General features: G+C 60.3%; 18 protein-coding genes. 10 read left to right on the forward strand and 8 right to left on the reverse strand.

Going from position 1 to position 17,479, the window contains the following annotated elements; translation table 11 throughout:
* Window positions 1-31 precede the first annotated feature (31 nt).
* Window positions 32-1,114 (forward strand): glycine cleavage system aminomethyltransferase GcvT, encoded by a 1,083-nt coding sequence (gcvT, locus tag JMN22_RS01875; RefSeq protein ID WP_198797505.1) that lies wholly within the window; start codon window positions 32-34, stop codon window positions 1,112-1,114.
* A gap of 52 nt (window positions 1,115-1,166) precedes the next feature.
* Window positions 1,167-1,550 carry a glycine cleavage system protein GcvH gene (gcvH, locus tag JMN22_RS01880; protein WP_030138117.1) on the forward strand — a complete coding sequence of 128 codons (384 nt, stop codon included), beginning with the start codon at window positions 1,167-1,169 and terminating at the stop codon, window positions 1,548-1,550.
* Between the two features lie 120 nt (window positions 1,551-1,670).
* Here gcvH and JMN22_RS01885 read toward each other — a convergent pair whose 3' ends face one another.
* The 5 genes from JMN22_RS01885 to JMN22_RS01905 all read right to left on the reverse strand — a co-directional run bounded on the left by JMN22_RS01885 (window position 1,671) and on the right by JMN22_RS01905 (window position 5,836).
* A complete protein-coding gene (locus JMN22_RS01885; RefSeq protein WP_172680574.1) occupies window positions 1,671-1,991 on the reverse strand; it encodes a DUF2388 domain-containing protein in 321 nt (106 codons plus the stop codon).
* Between the two features lie 65 nt (window positions 1,992-2,056).
* A complete protein-coding gene (locus JMN22_RS01890) occupies window positions 2,057-2,506 on the reverse strand; it encodes an NfeD family protein (RefSeq protein WP_030138116.1) in 450 nt (149 codons plus the stop codon).
* A 9-nt stretch (window positions 2,507-2,515) separates the two neighbouring features.
* The gene (locus JMN22_RS01895; RefSeq protein WP_198797504.1) at window positions 2,516-3,436 is read right to left on the reverse strand and encodes an SPFH domain-containing protein; all 921 of its coding nucleotides are present in this window, start codon (window positions 3,434-3,436) and stop codon (window positions 2,516-2,518) included.
* A 126-nt stretch (window positions 3,437-3,562) separates the two neighbouring features.
* Complete coding sequence (locus JMN22_RS01900; protein WP_030138114.1) at window positions 3,563-5,347, reverse strand: GspE/PulE family protein; 1,785 nt, start codon at window positions 5,345-5,347, stop codon at window positions 3,563-3,565.
* Between the two features lie 150 nt (window positions 5,348-5,497).
* Window positions 5,498-5,836, reverse strand: a complete 339-nt coding sequence (locus tag JMN22_RS01905) for a hypothetical protein (protein WP_198797503.1) — start codon at window positions 5,834-5,836, stop codon at window positions 5,498-5,500.
* 126 nt (window positions 5,837-5,962) lie between these two features.
* Between JMN22_RS01905 and JMN22_RS01910 the strand changes: the two genes are divergently transcribed.
* The gene (locus JMN22_RS01910) at window positions 5,963-6,433 is read left to right on the forward strand and encodes an Lrp/AsnC family transcriptional regulator (RefSeq protein ID WP_198797502.1); all 471 of its coding nucleotides are present in this window, start codon (window positions 5,963-5,965) and stop codon (window positions 6,431-6,433) included.
* Between the two features lie 130 nt (window positions 6,434-6,563).
* Here the strand turns inward: JMN22_RS01910 and JMN22_RS01915 are convergent, their stop codons facing one another.
* Window positions 6,564-7,931 (reverse strand): CYTH domain-containing protein, encoded by a 1,368-nt coding sequence (locus JMN22_RS01915; RefSeq protein WP_198797501.1) that lies wholly within the window; start codon window positions 7,929-7,931, stop codon window positions 6,564-6,566.
* Window positions 7,932-8,078: 147 nt separating this feature from the next.
* Here JMN22_RS01915 and argE point away from each other — a divergent pair, with 147 nt between their 5' ends.
* The 3 genes from argE to JMN22_RS01930 all read left to right on the forward strand — a co-directional run bounded on the left by argE (window position 8,079) and on the right by JMN22_RS01930 (window position 12,478).
* Complete coding sequence (gene argE / locus JMN22_RS01920) at window positions 8,079-9,236, forward strand: acetylornithine deacetylase (protein WP_030138110.1); 1,158 nt, start codon at window positions 8,079-8,081, stop codon at window positions 9,234-9,236.
* A 136-nt stretch (window positions 9,237-9,372) separates the two neighbouring features.
* Window positions 9,373-10,671: an amino-acid N-acetyltransferase gene (argA, locus tag JMN22_RS01925; protein ID WP_198797500.1), complete on the forward strand. Its 1,299-nt coding sequence runs from the start codon at window positions 9,373-9,375 to the stop codon at window positions 10,669-10,671.
* A 472-nt stretch (window positions 10,672-11,143) separates the two neighbouring features.
* Window positions 11,144-12,478 (forward strand): OprD family porin, encoded by a 1,335-nt coding sequence (locus JMN22_RS01930; protein ID WP_198797499.1) that lies wholly within the window; start codon window positions 11,144-11,146, stop codon window positions 12,476-12,478.
* Between the two features lie 84 nt (window positions 12,479-12,562).
* Here JMN22_RS01930 and hepT read toward each other — a convergent pair whose 3' ends face one another.
* Window positions 12,563-12,991: a type VII toxin-antitoxin system HepT family RNase toxin gene (gene hepT / locus JMN22_RS01935; protein ID WP_030138107.1), complete on the reverse strand. Its 429-nt coding sequence runs from the start codon at window positions 12,989-12,991 to the stop codon at window positions 12,563-12,565.
* Window positions 12,981-13,376, reverse strand: coding sequence for a type VII toxin-antitoxin system MntA family adenylyltransferase antitoxin (gene mntA / locus JMN22_RS01940; RefSeq protein WP_198797498.1), 396 nt, complete (start codon window positions 13,374-13,376; stop codon window positions 12,981-12,983). Before mntA ends, hepT begins: the two co-directional genes overlap by 11 nt.
* A 334-nt stretch (window positions 13,377-13,710) precedes the next feature.
* On the opposite strand from mntA, the gene JMN22_RS01945 reads away from it, so the two are divergent.
* The 4 genes from JMN22_RS01945 (at window position 13,711) to ssuD (ending at window position 17,474) form a co-directional block, all read left to right on the forward strand.
* Entirely contained in the window at window positions 13,711-14,349 is a 639-nt protein-coding gene (locus tag JMN22_RS01945) for a peroxiredoxin (RefSeq protein WP_003206652.1), read from the forward strand.
* A 301-nt stretch (window positions 14,350-14,650) separates the two neighbouring features.
* Window positions 14,651-15,244 carry an NADPH-dependent FMN reductase gene (ssuE, locus tag JMN22_RS01950; RefSeq protein WP_198797497.1) on the forward strand — a complete coding sequence of 198 codons (594 nt, stop codon included), beginning with the start codon at window positions 14,651-14,653 and terminating at the stop codon, window positions 15,242-15,244.
* 91 nt (window positions 15,245-15,335) lie between these two features.
* Complete coding sequence (locus JMN22_RS01955; protein ID WP_198797496.1) at window positions 15,336-16,301, forward strand: sulfonate ABC transporter substrate-binding protein; 966 nt, start codon at window positions 15,336-15,338, stop codon at window positions 16,299-16,301.
* A 24-nt stretch (window positions 16,302-16,325) separates the two neighbouring features.
* Window positions 16,326-17,474, forward strand: coding sequence for an FMNH2-dependent alkanesulfonate monooxygenase (gene ssuD / locus JMN22_RS01960; protein ID WP_198797495.1), 1,149 nt, complete (start codon window positions 16,326-16,328; stop codon window positions 17,472-17,474).
* Window positions 17,475-17,479 lie beyond the last annotated feature (5 nt).

Genomic DNA, 17,479 nt, shown 5'->3' on the forward strand with positions numbered 1-17,479 from the left:
GCACCTTCGCCAAGCCCGGAAGGAGAAACCCATGGGACAGCGTACGCCTCTGTATGACCTTCATCTCGCCCTCGGCGCGAAGATGGTCGATTTTGGCGGTTGGGATATGCCTTTGCACTACGGCTCGCAAGTCGAAGAGCACCATCAGGTGCGTCGCGATTGCGGTGTGTTCGATGTATCCCACATGACCGTGATCGACGTTGCCGGTCCCCAGGCCAAAGCCTGGTTGCAGCGCTTGCTGGCCAACGATGTCGATCGCTTGCAGGACGCGGGCCGTGCGCTGTACAGCGCCATGCTCAATGAGCATGGCGGCATTGTCGACGACATGATCATCTACCGGGTCGAGGACGGCTATCGGTTGGTGTTCAACGCTTCGACCCGCGATCAGGACCTGGCTTGGATGCAGGCGCAGCTCGGCGATTACGACGTGCAATTGCATGAGCGTCCCGAACTGGCGATGCTGGCGATCCAGGGGCCTCACGCCCGGCACAAGATCGCTGAACTGGTCACGCAATCTCGCGGCCAATTGCTTCAGCAACTCAAGCCTTTCGAAGGTCGCGCCGACGGTGATTGGTTCATCGCTCGTACCGGCTATACCGGAGAAGACGGTCTTGAAATCGTTCTTCCGGCCCATGAAGCCCCAAGCTTTTTCAACGACCTGGTGGGCGCCGGTATTTCACCCATTGGCCTCGGCGCCCGCGACACCCTGCGCCTGGAAGCTGGCATGAACCTCTATGGCCAGGACATCCACCAGGATGTTTCGCCCTTGGCTTCGAACATGGCCTGGAGCATCGCCTGGGAGCCGGCCAGTCGCCAATTCATCGGCCGCGAAGCGCTGGAAGCCGAACTCGCTGCGGGCGTGCAGCACAAATTGGTGGGGTTGGTGCTTGAAGAACGGGGAGTCTTGCGCGCCCATCAAGTGGTTCGAATCGCAGATGTTGGCGAAGGGGAGATCACCAGTGGTAGTTTTTCTCCTACGCTTAGCAAGTCAATTGCCTTGGCTCGTGTCCCAATGGCCACCGCCGACCGTGCCGAGGTGGAAATTCGTGGCAAGTGGTACCCGGTACGGGTGGTCAAGCCGACCTTCGTCCGCCATGGCAAAACCCTGATCTAACCTTTTTACGGCGGGCCGCCGGCCGCTGACACTTCTCTTGAGGACACAGAATATGAGTGATATCCCTGCCGAACTGCGTTTCGCCGAAAGCCATGAGTGGGCGCGCCTGGAAGCCGACGGTACTGTCACCGTGGGCATCAGCGATCACGCGCAGGAAGCCTTGGGCGATGTGGTGTTTGTCGAGCTGACTGAGGTCGGTAAGGTTTTTGCTGCGGGCGATCAAGCCGGTGTGGTGGAGTCGGTCAAGGCCGCTTCCGATATCTATTCCCCAGTTTCGGGTGAAGTGATTGCAATCAACGAAGAGTTGAGCGGTTCGCCAGAGCTGCTGAACTCCGACCCGTACGGGGCATGGATCTTCAAGCTCAAGCCAAGCGACAAGGCCGAGCTGGACAAGCTGCTCGACGCTGCCGGCTACAAAGCTGCAATCGGCGAATAACCCGGATCTAATGCGGGAGCGAGCAAGCCCGCTCCCGCACTGGGTACTGCGGGCAGCCTGATAATATTTTCGGGCAAAAAAATGCCGCTCAATCGAGCGGCATTTTTTATGGGCCGGGAATCAATCCTGGGCGACGGCGTTCTTCGCCAGGATCGCGTTGGCCAGTTCCATGTCGGTGGCCTGCAGGCCTGGGTTGTCGGCACGGACTTTCTGCATCGCGGCTTCCAGGTAAGGGCCACGGATGCTGCCGTCACTGGCGACAAAGCTGCCGGCGTCGTCCTGGGCGGCGACGATCAGCTTGTGATCCTTGAAGGTCAGGTAGGTGGATCCGGTGGTTGCACCGGACGAGATGACGTTACGCCAAAACGTGTCGGCCATTGCCGAGCCCACAGGAAGAGACAGCAAGGCTAGGGTCGCGACAGCAAGTTTGAGACGCATGATAGGTGACTCCACTGGGTTAACTATGACGTTGGATTGTCGAGGGCTCGATTCAGTTCCATGACGCGTCACTCCGCTCGTTCAACCGTCAACACCGTCCCCTCCTGCGTCACCACCCTGACCCGGGCGCCAACAGGCGAATCGGGTCCCTTCGCCAACCACACGCCATCGGCCACCTTGATCTTGCCCCGTCCATCGACGATTGCCTCGTGGACCTGGAAGACCTTGCCGATCAGTTCCTGACCGCGCAGGTTCAGGTGTGGCTGATCGCTCTGGCGCACCGCGCTGCGCTGGCGTCGCCACCAATACAGGGCTGTTGCGATGGCGAACAGGCCGAACAGCAGGAACTGCATCTCCCAAGCCATTTGCGGCAGGATAAAGGTCAGCACACCGACCGCAGCGGCGGCCATGCCGATCCAGAGCAGATATCCGCCGGCGCCGAATACCTCCAGGATCAGCAGGATGACGCCAAGCGCCAGCCAGTCCCAATACGACATCTGTTGCAGGAAACCCCACATACGCGCGCCTCAGGCTTTCTTGCTGTCGAAGGTGGCCTTGACGATCTCACCGATACCGCCGACGGCGCCAATGACCTGGCTGGCTTCCAGCGGCATCAGGATCACCTTGCTGTTGTTGGCCGAGGCAAGACGGCCGAGGGCATCGATGTATTTTTGCGCAACGAAGTAGTTCACGGCCTGGACGTTACCGGCGGCGATCGCCAGGGACACCACCTGGGTAGCCAAGGCTTCGGCTTGCGCCTGGCGTTCGCGGGCTTCCGACTCCAGGAACGCGGCCTGCCGACTGCCTTCGGCCTCGAGGATCTGCGCCTGTTTCTTGCCTTCGGCGGTAAGAATGGCCGACGCTCGCAGGCCTTCCGCTTCGAGGATCTGGGCACGCTTGATCCGTTCGGCTTTCATCTGCCCGGACATGGCGGCCATCAGGTCGGCTGGCGGGCTGATGTCCTTGATCTCGATCCGGGTGATCTTGATGCCCCACGGCGCCGTGGCCTCATCCACGGTGCGCAATAGTTTTTCATTGATGCCGTCGCGCTGGCTGAGCATGGCATCCAGTTCCATGGACCCCAGCACCGTGCGGATGTTGGTCTGCAACAGGTTGCGGATGGCGTGTTCGAGGTTGTTGACCTCGTAGGCGGCCTGGGCTGTGTTGACGACCTGGAAGAAACACACGGCGTCGATCTGTACCGTGGCGTTGTCGGCGGTAATCACTTCCTGGGGAGGAATATCCAGCACGCTTTCCATGACGTTGATCTTGCGCCCAATGCGATCCATTACCGGAATGATGATGTTCAGGCCGGGCTTGAGCGTATTGGTGTAACGGCCAAAGCGCTCGACGGTCCACTGGTAGCCCTGGGGCACGACCTTGAACCCCATGAACAGGATGGCGACCACGAGGCCGATGAACAGTAAAAGTACGCTACCGATCTGCATGACGGTTCCCTGTGCGAATTGAAATGGACCTGCGAACCCTGAGTGTAGGGCACGCGGCCATTATCTTCGCTACGGTCCGTTCCGGTTTGTTTGTGGGATATTTCTGCCTCTTGAGCAGGATGGTGCCTACTTCTGCTCGCTCTGTGGCGTTACCCGCAATACTTCCTCGACGGTGGTCAAGCCCGCCGCAACCTTTTGCGCGCCCGAGAGCCGCAGGCTGCGCATGCCTTCCTTGAACGCCTGGCGGCGTACGGCCAGCAAATCGGTGTCGGGGTGGATCAAGCCTTTGACGCTGTCGCTCAATTGCATGATTTCGTAGACCCCGGCACGCCCGCGATAGCCGGTGTCACGGCACTCCGAGCAACCGACCGCCCGTTGGGCATTGGTGGGCAAGGGTGCCTGCCAGGGACGCGTCAGGGTTTGCCAGTCGTCTTCGTCCAGGGTCAACGGTGCCTTGCAATGCGGGCACAGCGTACGTACCAGGCGCTGGGCCATGACCCCGAGGACCGTGGCCTTGATCAGGTAATGCGGCACGCCAAGCTCCAGCAGGCGGCTGATGGCGCTCGGCGCGTCGTTGGTGTGCAGGGTCGAGAGCACAAGGTGTCCGGTGAGCGCTGCCTGGATCGCCATCTCGGCGGTTTCCAGGTCGCGGATCTCGCCGATCATGATGATGTCCGGGTCCTGTCGCATCAGCGCGCGGACGCCGGCGGCAAACGACAGCTCGATATTGTGCTGGACCTGCATCTGGTTGAAGGACGACTCGACCATTTCAATCGGATCTTCGATGGTGCAGAGGTTCACTTCCGGTGTCGCCAGCTTCTTGAGCGTGGTGTAGAGGGTCGTGGTCTTGCCGGACCCGGTGGGCCCCGTAACCAGGATGATGCCGTTGGGCTGGCGCGTCATGTCCTGCCAGCGGCGCAGGTCGTCGGCGGAAAAACCGAGCTGGTCGAAATCCTTGAGCAGCACTTCCGGGTCGAAGATCCGCATGACCATTTTTTCGCCGAATGCCGTGGGCAAGGTCGACAGTCGCAACTCCACTTCGCCGCCGTCCGGGGTCTTGGTCTTGACGCGTCCGTCCTGGGGCTTGCGCTTTTCCGCGACGTTCATCCGCCCCAGGCTCTTGAGGCGACTGATGATCGCCATCGTCACCTGCGGCGGGAACTGGTAGACGGTGTGCAGCACGCCGTCGATGCGAAAACGCACGGTGCCCTGCTCGCGGCGGGGTTCGATGTGGATATCGCTGGCGCGCTGCTGGAAGGCGTACTGGAACAGCCAGTCGACGATATTGACGATATGGGCGTCGTTGGCGTCCGGCTCCTGGTCGCTGGCGCCGAGATTGAGCAGTTGTTCGAAGTTGCTCAAGTTGCTCGGTTGCTGCTCGACCGTGGTGGCACCGCTGACCGACTTGGCCAGGCGGTAGAATTCCACGCTGAGGCGCTGGATATCCACCGGGTTGGCGACCACCCGCTTGACCGGCAACTTGAGCACGTGGGTCAGGTCCGCTTCCCAACTGCTGACGTAAGGCTGGGCGCTGGCAACGGTGACCGCGTCGCGATCGACCGCCACGGCGAGGATCTTGTGGCGCTGCGCAAAGGCGTAGGACATCAGGGGCGTAACGGCTGCCACGTTGATCTTCAACGGGTCGATGCGCATGTAGGGCTGGTCGGCCTGCTCGGCCAGCCACAGCGTCAGGTTTTCCAGGTCCAGGCGCTTGCCGGGACGGCTCAGGTCGTCCAGGTGCTGGTTGGCAATGAATTCAAGTGGATGCAACTGGCTGTTGGCAGTGTGACGCCGACGCGCATTGAGTGCGGTTTCCGCTGAATCCTGGCTGATGATGCCTTGGGCGACCAATTGGCGCAGCAGATCGTTAAGGTCCAGCCAGCGGTCCTGAGTGGCGTGTTTGGTGGACATGAGCGTTCGAATTCCTATTGGACAATTGCAGCAAAGCCGCGATACAGACACCTCGATGTCTTGGCCTGGTCTGCAAAAGAATAGTCGCGACGTTATGTACCGTTGGGCCACTACCCGACCAATGAGTTTCGAATTCTTGCCGCAGCGATCTCAACTCGCTGCCTGAACCGATCCAGCCCGTGCAATATCAATGTCTTGCATGTCCACCGAACTCACGCTGATCAAGTTACGTAATTTTTCCGCAATCACCTGGGCACGGTGCCAGCTCAGCCCGTCCACGAGGATCTCCATGGACAGTTGATCATGGTGGCACTCCATATGGATTTTCTCCGGCGTCAGGCCCTGCAACGCGAACAGGTTGAGCACCCGGCAAGGCAGATCCGGCTCGGCCTCGCCCGACAATTGATACTCGACGCGACGATGGGGATTGGCGGAGTGCCAGACGTCGGCGCGCAGTGGAGGCGTGGCAGTGGATTCGAATGAGGGCATGGAACATCTCCTGGATATGCGGAGAAATATTTACATGCGTCCTGAGGTATTTCTTATCTAAGATATGCCTTTATGCTGTTCTAGCGAATTAATCCAATCGATATCTGGCTTGTTAAAGGTTTATTTATGCACAGCGAGCTGGACAGCTACGACCGCAGGATACTCGCACTGCTGCAAGAGGACGCTTCGCTGTCCAGCGCGCAGATTGCCGAGCAGGTGGGTTTGTCCCAATCGCCGTGCTGGCGACGGATCCAGCGGATGAAGGAGGAGGGGATCATTCGCGGGCAGGTGACGTTGCTGGATCGCAAGAAAATCGGCCTGAACACGCAGATATTCGCCGAAGTGAAACTCAACGCCCACGGTCGTTCGAACTTCACTGAGTTCACCGAGGCGATCCGCGGCTTTCCCGAAGTCCTGGAGTGCTATGTGCTGATGGGGTCAGTGGATTTCCTGCTGCGTATCGTCACGGCGGACATCGAGGCGTATGAGCGGTTCTTCTTCGAGAAGCTGTCGATGGTGCCGGGGATCCAGGAAGTGAACTCGATCGTGGCGCTGTCGGAGATCAAGTCGACGACGAGTTTGCCGGTGGTGCGCTGAGCTTGTTTTTGCGATGTTTGGGCTGACCTCATCGCGAGCAAGCTCGCTCCCACAGTTGATCTTCAGCGGCCACAAGATCTGTGTGCAACGCTGGACCCCTGTGGGAGCGAGCTTGCTCGCGATGGCGATCTTACAGGCGCAACAAAGTCTTCCACGCCCGATTCTGATACACCGCGATCGCCTGTTGCTTGCGCGCATCCAGAAGCTCGTCGGTGATCGGCTCGTTGGCCAGTTGCGCCAGCTTGTTCAATTCACCGTAGAGGCGGTCCATTTCCGGAATATCGAGGACGTGGCGGGCATGGTGCAGCCAGGCCTGGATCCGTTCGATGCGCGGCAATTGCTCGGCCAGGTCTTCCGGCTGTTGCTGGTAGCGTTGCAGTTGCAAAGACGAAGCTTCTTCGCTCAACAGGCGCGGCAACCAACTGCCCAGTTGCGCTGCGCCTTGGCGGTTGCCGCGGGTGTTGCGGTCGGCGGTCCAGCTACGGGCCAGCAACCAGCGTGAGGCTTCGAGGGAGAACAGGCCCCAGCGCGGGTCCTGCAGCTCTTCGAGGAATTGCTCCGGGGCTGCCTTGCGCACGTCTTCGTCTTCGATGCCGGCCTGGACCAATGGGCGCCAGTCTTCCAGCAGTGCGTCCAGGGCAACGCGCAGATCATGAGTCGATTGACGCGGCGCGGCCTGGCCGAGGCTGCTGAGCAGCGCACGCAGTTCGGCGAGGTTTTCCGCCCAGTCTTGCAGCAGGCGCCAATGGCCATTGAAACGGTATTGTTCGGCCAGGCGCTGGCTGCTGCCCAGCAAATGCCAGCTCAAGGCGGCGAAGGCATCGTCCAGCGGTGTTTCGACGGTCAGTTGCGGGGCCGGCAGGCTCAGGGCATAGCTGCCCGCGTCATGCAGGCGATAGCCCCGTTCGGCCTTGCTGATGTCGCAGGGCATCAAGGGCAGGGTCACGGCCAGCTCGGCGGCCAGCTCCAATAGCGCGGCGGGTTCGCCTTCGCGCAGCTCCAGCTCCAGCTCGCAGATTTCTTCCTTCTGCTTGCCCACCACGACGTGGCCCAGGTCGAGCGCGGCCTCGATGACCACTTTGCTCTTGCCACGGCCCCAGGCGATTTCGGCGCGCTCGCGAACGAAGTCGGTGGTGAAGATCGCCTTGAGGGTTTTCTTGTCCAGTTCGGCCAGTGCCTCGGGCCAGCATTCGCCCTCGAGTTTCTTCAGGTCCAGCTTGGCCTTGGGCAGGTGCCAGTCGTACTCGTTGCGCTCGGACAGGCCGGCGACGCTCTGGCCACGGGTCTTGAGGGTCTGGATCACTTCTTCACCGTCGCGGCGCAGGCGCAGGGCAACCTTGGCCCGGGCGAGGTCACGCTCCGGGGTGTCGAAGTACTGATTCATCAGTTCGTGGCGTTCCCAGCCACTCTTGTTGCGTTTTTTCAGCAGCGGATGCTCACGCAAGGCTGCCAGGGTCTCGCGGCTGACGCGGAGTTTGATTTCGGTTTCTTTCTGCATGGCCGGAAAATCCAGGGATCGGGTGCGCAGCCGGGGGGAGGTGTGGCTGCCAAGGTCGTGCAGTGTACAGGACTGACTCGCCCTAGGTTTATTCCTGGGGCCAGATGGTTCTATGATGAACGCCAATCTGTAAGCCCGGAGCCAGCGATGCCTTTGCCGTCCATGAAAGATCAGTTCGCTGCCCTGATCGCCGCGCCTTCGGTCAGTTGTACCCAGCCTAAGCTGGACCAATCCAACGGTGCGGTGATCGAGTTGCTGGCGGGCTGGCTTGCCGAGCTCGGGTTTTCCTGTGACATCCAACAGGTGAGCCCGGGCAAATTCAATTTGCTCGCCAGTTTTGGCACAGGCCCCGGCGGGCTGGTGCTGGCCGGTCACAGCGATACGGTGCCGTTCGATGGCGCGTTGTGGCAGACCGATCCGCTGAAACTCACCGAAGTCGACGGTCGTTGGGTGGGCCTGGGCAGTTGTGACATGAAGGGTTTTTTCGCCCTGGCCATCGAAGCAGTCAAGCCGCTGCTGGACCAACCCTTCAAGCAGCCGCTGTTGATCCTCGCCACCTGCGATGAAGAAAGCTCCATGTCTGGCGCCCGTGCCCTGGCCGACGCCGGACGGCCGTTAGGGCGTGCCGCGGTGATTGGCGAGCCCACCGGCTTGCGGCCGATCCGCCTGCATAAAGGCGTGATGATGGAGCGCATCGACATCCTCGGGCGCAGTGGCCATTCTTCCGATCCGAGCCTGGGCCACAGCGCCCTCGAAGCGATGCATGACGCCATGGGCGAGCTGCGCGGCCTGCGCCTGCAATGGCAGCGTGAATTCCGCAACCCGCAATTCACCGTGCCGCAACCGACCCTGAATTTCGGCTGCATCCACGGCGGCGACAACCCCAACCGGATCTGCGGCCAGTGCTCCATGGAATTCGACTTGCGGCCCTTGCCCGGCATGGATCCGCAAGTGCTGCGGGCGGCGATCCAGCAGAAGCTCGACCCGATTGCCGAACGACACCACGTGAAGATCGACTACGCGCCGCTGTTCCCCGAAGTGCCGCCATTCGAGCAGGTCGAGGATGCCGAACTGGTGCGCGTGGCCGAACGGCTTACCGGCCATCGTGCCGAAGCAGTGGCGTTCGGCACCGAAGCGCCTTATCTTCAGCGCCTTGGCTGCGAAACCCTGGTGCTCGGCCCTGGCGACATCGCCTGTGCCCACCAGCCGGGCGAATACCTTGAAATGTCACGTTTGCAGCCTACCGTGCAATTGCTCCGTCAGTTGATTGGGCACTACTGCTTGACGCCGGCCACGGCCGGTTAAATTGCCCTCTTGCGGGCCCGTATTCATCACATGAGGAGAGCGCGCGTGTCGCCAAGCCTGTTCCGACGATAACCACCAGCCCGCTGTGCGTTCTGTTTCGTCTTTTTTCGGCTGTTATTTATTACAGGTCAGGTTCATGCCCGAATACGTCAATTGGCTTCGCCACGCTTCGCCCTATATCAATGCCCACCGTGATTGCACCTTCGTCGTCATGCTGCCCGGAGATGGGGTTGAACACCCCAACTTCGGCAACATCGTTCATGACCTGGTGTTGCTGCACAGTCTCGGCGTGCGCCTGGTGCTGGTCCATGGTTCGCGCCCGCAGATCGAGACTCGCCTCGCGGCACGGGGCCTGACGCCTCATTACCACCACGGCATGCGCATCACCGATGCCGCGACCCTGGAGTGCGTGATCGACGCGGTCGGCCAACTGCGCATCGCCATCGAGGCGCGCCTGTCCATGGACATGGCGTCTTCGCCCATGCAGGGCTCGCGGCTGCGGGTCGCCAGTGGCAACCTGGTCACTGCGCGGCCGATCGGCGTCCTTGAGGGCGTGGACTATCACCACACCGGCGAAGTGCGCCGGGTCGATCGCAAGGGCATCAACCGCCTATTGGACGAGCGTTCCATCGTGCTGCTGTCGCCGCTGGGCTATTCGCCCACGGGGGAAATCTTCAATCTGGCCTGCGAGGATGTCGCCACCCGGGCGGCCATTGACCTGGCGGCTGACAAGTTGCTGCTTTTCGGCGCTGAACAGGGGCTGATCGATGAGCATGGACGCCTGGTTCGCGAGTTGCGTCCGCAACAGGTTCCGGCCCACATGCAGCGATTGGGCAGCGACTACCAGGCGGAACTGCTCGACGCCGCGGCCCAGGCTTGCCGCGGTGGTGTCGCGCGCAGCCATATCGTCAGCTATGCCGAGAACGGTGCGCTGTTGGCCGAGTTGTTCACCCGCGATGGCAGCGGCACGCTGGTGGCCCAGGAGCAATTCGAGGTGGTGCGCGAAGCGGCCATCGAGGACGTTGGCGGCTTGCTGGACCTCATCAGCCCGCTGGAGGAGCAGGGGATCCTGGTGCGTCGTTCCCGTGAAGTGCTGGAGCGTGAGATCGAACAGTTCAGCGTGGTCGAGCGCGAGGGCATGATCATTGCCTGCGCCGCGCTGTATCAGATTGCCGATTCGGACGCGGGTGAGCTGGCCTGCCTGGCGGTCAATCCGGAGTATCGCCATGGCGGGCGCGGTGATGAACTGCTGGAGCGAATCGAAACCCGTGCCCGTGCCCAGGGGCTCAAGACGCTGTTCGTGCTGACGACCCGGACCGCCCACTGGTTCCGCGAACGGGGCTTCGAGCCCAGCAGCGTCGAACGCCTGCCGGCGGCGCGGGCTTCGCTGTACAACTACCAGCGCAATTCGAAGATCTTCGAAAAATCCCTGTAGACGGCTCTCGGAAATCTCCCATCGCCGCGACTTTCTTGATTTCAGACAATGAGCAGCTAGTCTGGAACGCGTCAAGATCGCGGCATGCGCGAGTTGTCATGAGCAGGATCGAAGGCGCAGGAGGCGCGGAATATATCTCGTCGCCAGGAATTCGCGGGGTTGCGTAAAACCCGGACGAATAACCGTTCAGTTATCCCCTACGTCGCCGATAAGGCTTGTCACAGCTTGATGACGCTGTGATGGCACTCATATGTCAAAACGCACTGAAAACTGTTGAAACAATTCTTTTTGGATTTATAAAGAATCCTTTATTCTGCGGGCCGATGTCGCGGGGTTAGACCATGGTCGTAGTCCGAAAGGGTTACGGTTGACTTGCCAGTCACGGTCTGGCGCTAATCGCGCATCCGCGGATTCCGGGCGTTCGATCCGGAGCCAAAGATAGACAAGAATTAGAAAACGAGAGGAGCGATGCATGAAGAAGTCCACCTTGGCCATGGCAGTGGCCGTTGGGGTATTGGCGCAGCAGGCAGGCGCCGCCGGTTTTATCGAAGACAGCAAGGCGTCTGTCAGTTCTCGCACAATGTATTTCGACAACGATAACCGTGAGGGCGCTGAAGATCAGCGTGAGGCGGCCACTGGCCTGAAGTTCGACTACAAGTCCGGCTTCACTCAAGGTGTGGTTGGTTTTGGTATCGACGCCCAGGCGATGGTTGGTCTTCACCTTGATGGTGGTAAAGGTCAGCGTCCAGACGCCAATAACACCTTCTCGCCAAGCGACTCCGACGGGTCCGCGGAGCACAGCTGGAGCCGTGCGTCGGCCAACGTGAAAGCGCTCTTTTCCAAGACTGAGGCTCACCTGGGCGGTGCACTGCAGCCTAACCTGCCAATCCTGGTCGCCAGCGATGGTCGTCTGCTGCCGCAAACCTTCGAAGGTGGCACCATCACCTCCAAGGATCTGGACAACGTGACGTTCAACGCCGGTCAGCTGGAACATGCCGTTGGCCGTGCGTCGAGCAACCGTACCGGCTTGGCAGTCTCTGGCGGTACCGAAGAAAGCAATCAATTCCGCTACGCCGGTGCTGACTGGAAGGTCACCAAAGACCTGACCTTGCAGTACTACTACGCCAACCTGCAGGATTACTACAAACAGCACTTCCTGGGTGCTGTACATGTTTTCCCGATCACCGAAGGCCAATCGTTCAAGACTGACCTACGTTATTTCGACAGCAGCTCGGATGGCCGCAACGGTGATGCGGGCTATCAGTTCGATAACAACCAAGGCTATGCCAAAGAGCAGGGTGTGGTCGACAACAAGACCTGGAGCGCAATGTTCACCTACACCCTGGGTGGCAGTGCCTTCATGTTGGGTCACCAACAAGTCGGCGATGACGGCGGTTTTGTCTACCTGAACCAAGGCAACGTGCTTGATGGCAACGGTAACAACGAAGGTGCCGGTGGCTCGAGCTTCTATCTGTTCACCGACAGCATGATCAACGGGTTCGTCCGTGCCGGTGAAAACACCACCTTCGGTCAATATTCCTATGACTTTACCGGTCTGGGCGTTCCTGGCCTGAAAGCCGCAGTGGCCTACTTGCATGGTGAAAACATCAAGTCTACGACCGCAGGTGGCAGCGATTCGTCCGAGTGGGAACGCGACATGCGCTTGGATTACGTCGTGCAGCAAGGTGCCCTGAAAGGTTTCGGCACCACCCTGCGTCATGGCTCCTATCGCGGTACCGGTAGCGGTTCCGGCGCTGACCGGGATCAGACCCGCCTGATCTTCAACTACACTTACAACTTCATGTAAGACGTAGCGAAGTAAAAAAAGCCCCGCCCGGCATCACGCCGGGCGGGGCTTTTGCGTTTCGGGTATGTCGGATGGATCTCGCCTTTATCCCTTTGGCTCCGCTGCGTCCTTGCGCAGGATAAACGCACTGAACGCCAGAAAATCATCCAGATGCCCGGTAATGATCGCGACCATGATCGGCAGTTGAAGGGCCTGGTAGTCATGCACCGCGATGTTCCTGAACCCCACCATGTTCTTCAGGTTTTTCACCAGGCCTTCTTCGATCCAGCCGCCTTGAAAAAGCAACTCGAATGTATCGCGGGCACTTTGCGGGACACCCAATCGCTCACGGCGAATCAGATGCTGCCCCATATCCAGCGCCGCTTCGCAGGCACGCTGGATGTTCAGGACGGCCGAATCCTGGCGAGTGAAATCGGTGGCAAACGTGGCAGGATCTTTCCCGTATTCCTCGCGCACCCTGGCTACGCAACGCTCGATACTCGCTGCCTTGTTGATCAATACGTCATCGGCCATACACGCTGCCTTGTTCCTGAATATCTTTGAGCAATCCTGCTCGAGTCTCATCGAGCGCGGTCTTTTCGCTGAGAATGAAACATTCGAACAACCCCGCCTGTACATCTTTGGCCCAGAGTCTTCGGCCTCGGGTCACGATCTGGTACTGCATGACGGTGGTTGCCGCCCGTAGATCTATCAGATCCACCGGACTGCCCGCAATGTCCGCCAAATCGCCTGAAAGTTGCCACAACGACACCGGGTCCACCGTGCCTGACAACAGCACAGCCAAATCGACATCACTGTCAGGTCCGGCGGTCCCCTGGGCGTGGCTTCCGAACAGGTAAACCGCCAACAGGTCAGGCAGATGATTTTGCAAGTGCGTCAACAAGGCTTGAGCGTTCATGCTGCCTATCCTAGCCGCTCGTCTCAAAATCGCGTCAATAATTTCCGTAATGTAGCTCCAAAACAAAAAAAGCCCCGCCCGGCATCACGCCGGGCGGGGCTTTTGCGTTTCGGGTCCGGCCCACCCCTGTAGCCTTTCCCGAACCTTCTCCTCTTTCTCGCAGCTCGAGGCCTTGTCAAACCTCGGAAATGATCTTGGGCCGGTATGCGTCAAGGCACCAGTGAACAGTTTTTTATATTTCCTAATGATCTAAATAAATGGGTATTCATTCTTTTTAAAGCAACGAAAAGCGGCGCACAGTTTGGGCTCATAAAAACCATCCAGGAGCCGCATCATGAGCCTCAGACTCGGCGATATCGCCCCCGATTTCGAACAGGATTCCAGCGCCGGCAAGATTCGCTTCCACGAATGGCTCGGCGACAGCTGGGGTGTGCTGTTCTCCCATCCGGCGGATTTCACCCCGGTGTGCACCACCGAGCTGGGCCTCACCGCCAAGCTCAAGGATGAATTCGCCAAGCGCGGCGTCAAGGCCATCGCCCTGTCGGTGGACCCGGTGGACTCGCACCATAAATGGATCGAAGACATCAACGAAACCCAGAACGCCGTGGTCAATTTTCCGATCCTGGCCGATGCCGACCGCAAGGTGTCCGACCTGTACGACCTGATCCATCCCAACGCCAGCGACACCTTGACCGTGCGCTCATTGTTCGTGATCGACCCGAACAAGAAGATTCGCCTGACCATCACCTACCCGGCCAGCACCGGGCGCAACTTCAACGAAATCCTCCGAGTGATCGACTCCCTGCAACTGACCGACAACTACAAAGTCGCCACGCCCGCCAACTGGCAGGACGGTGATGAAGTGGTGATCGTGCCGTCGCTCAAGGACGAAGAAGAGCTCAAGCAGCGCTTCCCCAAGGGCTATCGCGCGGTGAAGCCATACCTGCGCCTCACGCCCCAACCTAATCGTTGACGCAATACCGAACCTGTGGGAGCGAGCTTGCTCGCGATAGCGGTGTATCACTCAACATCAAGGCTGGCAGATCTGACGCCATCGCGAGCAAGCTCGCTCCCACAGGAACATCTGTGTACCAAGGGTTTTGGCCGTTTCGACGGCCTTTTTTATTGCGCAGAGAAAAGCAGGACGCATATCTCTATATCGAATAACCAAATGAATAAATATGATTTAAAGATATATGACGGCGCTGTTATGGTTGGCCCCATACCGCGAGATCGCCCACCGCGAATCGCACGTGACATTAAGGATGGTTGGCATGTTGGTTGTCTCGCTCGGCGGCAGTCCCAGCCAGCGCTCCCGTTCTGGAGTGCTGTTGGAGCGCTCGCAACGTTGGTTGCAGCAACACGGTGTGGAAGTGGTGAGTTATCAGGTGCGTGATTTCCCCGCCGAGGATCTGCTCCATGCCCGCTTCGACAGTCCCAAGGTGGTGGACTTGCTGGCCCAGATCGAAAACGCGGACGGGCTGCTGATTGCCACGCCGGTCTACAAGGCGTCTTTTTCCGGTGCGTTGAAGACCGTGCTTGATCTGCTGCCGGAGCGGGCCCTGGCCCACAAGGTGGTGTTGCCCATGGCGACAGGCGGCAGCATCGCCCACATGTTGGCGGTGGACTACGCCCTGAAGCCGGTGCTGTCGGCGCTCAAGGCCCAGGAAATGCTCCATGGGATTTTCGCCGAAGACAGCCAGATCGCTTATGGCGAAGGCAGCGCCCAGGCGCAATTGACGCCGGCCTTGCAGCAGCGCCTGGACGAAGCGCTTGAACAGTTTCACAGCGCCATGGCCCGTCGGCCGAGGCCGCTGGACCCCGATGTATTGAACGAACGTTTGTTGAGTGCTCGCTGGAGCATCTGAACCCCAAACACCACTGATTCAACTCACCTTACTCAGCCGTCAACGGCCAAGCAGGTGCAGCCAAAACCCCACAGCAAAAAGGAGAGGCGCCATGCGCACTGTCATTTTGCGTCGCGGGCTGGTCGCTCTGTTTGCTGCGGCTGTGTCCTTCGGCGCCATCACCCAGGCTCAAGCCGAGACCTTGCGGATCGGTTACCAGAAATACGGCACCCTGGTGCTGCTCAAGGCCAAGGGCTCATTGGAAAAACGCCTCGCGGCCCAAGGCGTGGACGTGCAATGGACGGAGTTTCCCGGCGGCCCGCAACTGCTTGAAGGCTTGAACGTCGGCTCCATCGATTTTGGCGTCACTGGCGAAACCCCGCCGGTGTTTGCCCAGGCCGCAGGCGCCGACCTGCTCTATGTCGCCTACGAACCTCCGGCGCCCACCAGCGAGGCGATCCTCGTGCCGAAAGGCTCGGCCATCCAGTCGGTGCAGGACCTCAAGGGTAAGAAAGTCGCGCTGAACAAAGGCTCCAACGTCCACTATCTGCTGGTGCGGGCGCTGGAAGACGCCGGTCTCAAATATTCAGACATCCAGACGGTTTTCCTGCCGCCGGCCGATGCCCGTGCGGCGTTCGAGCGGGGCAGTGTGGACGCCTGGGTCATCTGGGATCCGTACCAGGCCGCGGCTGAACAGCAGTTGCAGGCACGCACCCTGCGTGACGGCAAGGGCATCGTCGATAACCATCAGTTCTACCTCGCGACCAAACCCTATGCGCAGAAAAATCCCCAGGTGATCACGGCCCTGGTGGAGGAAGTGCGGGCGGTGGGGGAGTGGTCCAAGGCCAATCCTGAAGACGTGACCCAGCAGGTCTCGCCGCTGCTCGGGCTGCCAGCGGATATCACCCTGGCGTCGGTGAAGCGCCAGGGCTACGGCGCGTTGTTCCTCACGCCGGAAGTCGTCGCGGCCCAGCAGAAAATCGCCGACAGCTTCTACCAACTCAAGTTGATTCCCAAGCCCTTGAGCATCAAGGACGTGATCTGGACGCCGCCGGCGGCCGTTGCGAACGCGCAGTAATTCGATCCCTTAGGAGACCACTCCATGAGCCTCAACATTTTCTGGTTCCTGCCTACCCACGGCGACGGCCATTACCTTGGCACCGCCGAAGGCGCTCGCGCCGTCGATCATGGTTACTTGCAACAAATCGCCCAAGCGGCGGATCGGCTGGGTTTTGGCGGCGTCTTGATTCCCACCGGGCGTTCCTGCGAAGACTCCTGGCTGGTAGCCGCTTCGCTGATTCCGGTGACCCAACGCCTGAAGTTCCTGGTTGCCCTGCGCCCCGGGATCATCTCCCCGACGGTGGCGGCGCGTCAGGCGGCGACGCTGGATCGGTTGTCCGGTGGGCGCGCGCTGTTCAACCTGGTGACCGGCGGTGATCCGGACGAACTGGCCGGCGATGGGCTGTTTCTTGATCACGAAGAGCGTTACCAGGCGTCGGTGGAGTTCACCCGGATCTGGCGTCGGGTGCTGGAAGGCGAGACCGTGGATTACGACGGTGAGCACATCAGTGTGAAGGGCGCCAAGCTGCTCTATCCGCCCATCCAGCAACCGCGCCCGCCGCTGTATTTTGGTGGCTCGTCGGAAGCGGCACAGGACCTGGCCGCCGAGCAGGTGGAAATGGTGCTGACCTGGGGCGAGCCGCCTGCAGCCGTCGCGCAGAAAATCGAACAGGTGCGCGCCAAGGCCGCGAAGCTTGGGCGCACCGTGCGCTTCGGTATTCGCCTGCATGTGATTGTGCGGGAAACCAACGCCGAGGCCTGGCAAGCGGCCGACCGTTTGATTTCCCATCTGGACGACGAAACCATCGCCCGTGCCCAGGCCTCCCTGGCGCGCTTCGACTCGGTGGGCCAGCAACGCATGGCCGCGCTGCACGGCGGTCGCCGCGACAAGTTGGAAGTCAGCCCCAACCTGTGGGCCGGGGTCGGCCTGGTGCGTGGTGGTGCCGGTACGGCGCTGGTGGGCGATGGCCCGACCGTGGCCGCGCGGGTCAAGGAATACGCCGACCTGGGCATCGACACGTTCATCTTCTCGGGTTATCCACACTTGGAAGAGTCCTATCGGGTGGCCGAGCTGTTGTTCCCGCACTTGGATGTGGAGCGCCCGGAGCTGCCGAAAAGCCAGGGCTACGTGAGCCCGTTCGGTGAGATGGTCGCCAACGACATCCTGCCCAAAGCCGCGTCCCAGAGCTGAGGCGG

It is taken from the genome of Pseudomonas sp. HB05, from assembly GCF_016756915.1.
In the GTDB taxonomy this organism is placed as follows: Bacteria; Pseudomonadota; Gammaproteobacteria; order Pseudomonadales; family Pseudomonadaceae; genus Aquipseudomonas; species Aquipseudomonas alvandae.

Excerpts from the sequence above, each read along its gene's own strand:
- ssuE (WP_198797497.1), top strand. The coding sequence starts at position 14,651 with ATGTTGGTTGTCTCGCTCGGCGGCAGTCCCAGCCAGCGCTCCCGTTCT.
- JMN22_RS01930 (WP_198797499.1), top strand. The coding sequence starts at position 11,144 with ATGAAGAAGTCCACCTTGGCCATGGCAGTGGCCGTTGGGGTATTGGCG.
- JMN22_RS01915 (WP_198797501.1), bottom strand. The coding sequence starts at position 7,931 with ATGCAGAAAGAAACCGAAATCAAACTCCGCGTCAGCCGCGAGACCCTG.
- argE (WP_030138110.1), top strand. The coding sequence starts at position 8,079 with ATGCCTTTGCCGTCCATGAAAGATCAGTTCGCTGCCCTGATCGCCGCG.
- gcvT (WP_198797505.1), top strand. The coding sequence starts at position 32 with ATGGGACAGCGTACGCCTCTGTATGACCTTCATCTCGCCCTCGGCGCG.
- JMN22_RS01945 (WP_003206652.1), top strand. The coding sequence starts at position 13,711 with ATGAGCCTCAGACTCGGCGATATCGCCCCCGATTTCGAACAGGATTCC.
- JMN22_RS01905 (WP_198797503.1), bottom strand. The coding sequence starts at position 5,836 with ATGCCCTCATTCGAATCCACTGCCACGCCTCCACTGCGCGCCGACGTC.
- argA (WP_198797500.1), top strand. The coding sequence starts at position 9,373 with ATGCCCGAATACGTCAATTGGCTTCGCCACGCTTCGCCCTATATCAAT.
- JMN22_RS01890 (WP_030138116.1), bottom strand. The coding sequence starts at position 2,506 with ATGTGGGGTTTCCTGCAACAGATGTCGTATTGGGACTGGCTGGCGCTT.
- JMN22_RS01900 (WP_030138114.1), bottom strand. The coding sequence starts at position 5,347 with ATGTCCACCAAACACGCCACTCAGGACCGCTGGCTGGACCTTAACGAT.
- gcvH (WP_030138117.1), top strand. The coding sequence starts at position 1,167 with ATGAGTGATATCCCTGCCGAACTGCGTTTCGCCGAAAGCCATGAGTGG.
- mntA (WP_198797498.1), bottom strand. The coding sequence starts at position 13,376 with ATGAACGCTCAAGCCTTGTTGACGCACTTGCAAAATCATCTGCCTGAC.
- hepT (WP_030138107.1), bottom strand. The coding sequence starts at position 12,991 with ATGGCCGATGACGTATTGATCAACAAGGCAGCGAGTATCGAGCGTTGC.
- JMN22_RS01955 (WP_198797496.1), top strand. The coding sequence starts at position 15,336 with ATGCGCACTGTCATTTTGCGTCGCGGGCTGGTCGCTCTGTTTGCTGCG.
- JMN22_RS01910 (WP_198797502.1), top strand. The coding sequence starts at position 5,963 with ATGCACAGCGAGCTGGACAGCTACGACCGCAGGATACTCGCACTGCTG.
- JMN22_RS01895 (WP_198797504.1), bottom strand. The coding sequence starts at position 3,436 with ATGCAGATCGGTAGCGTACTTTTACTGTTCATCGGCCTCGTGGTCGCC.
- ssuD (WP_198797495.1), top strand. The coding sequence starts at position 16,326 with ATGAGCCTCAACATTTTCTGGTTCCTGCCTACCCACGGCGACGGCCAT.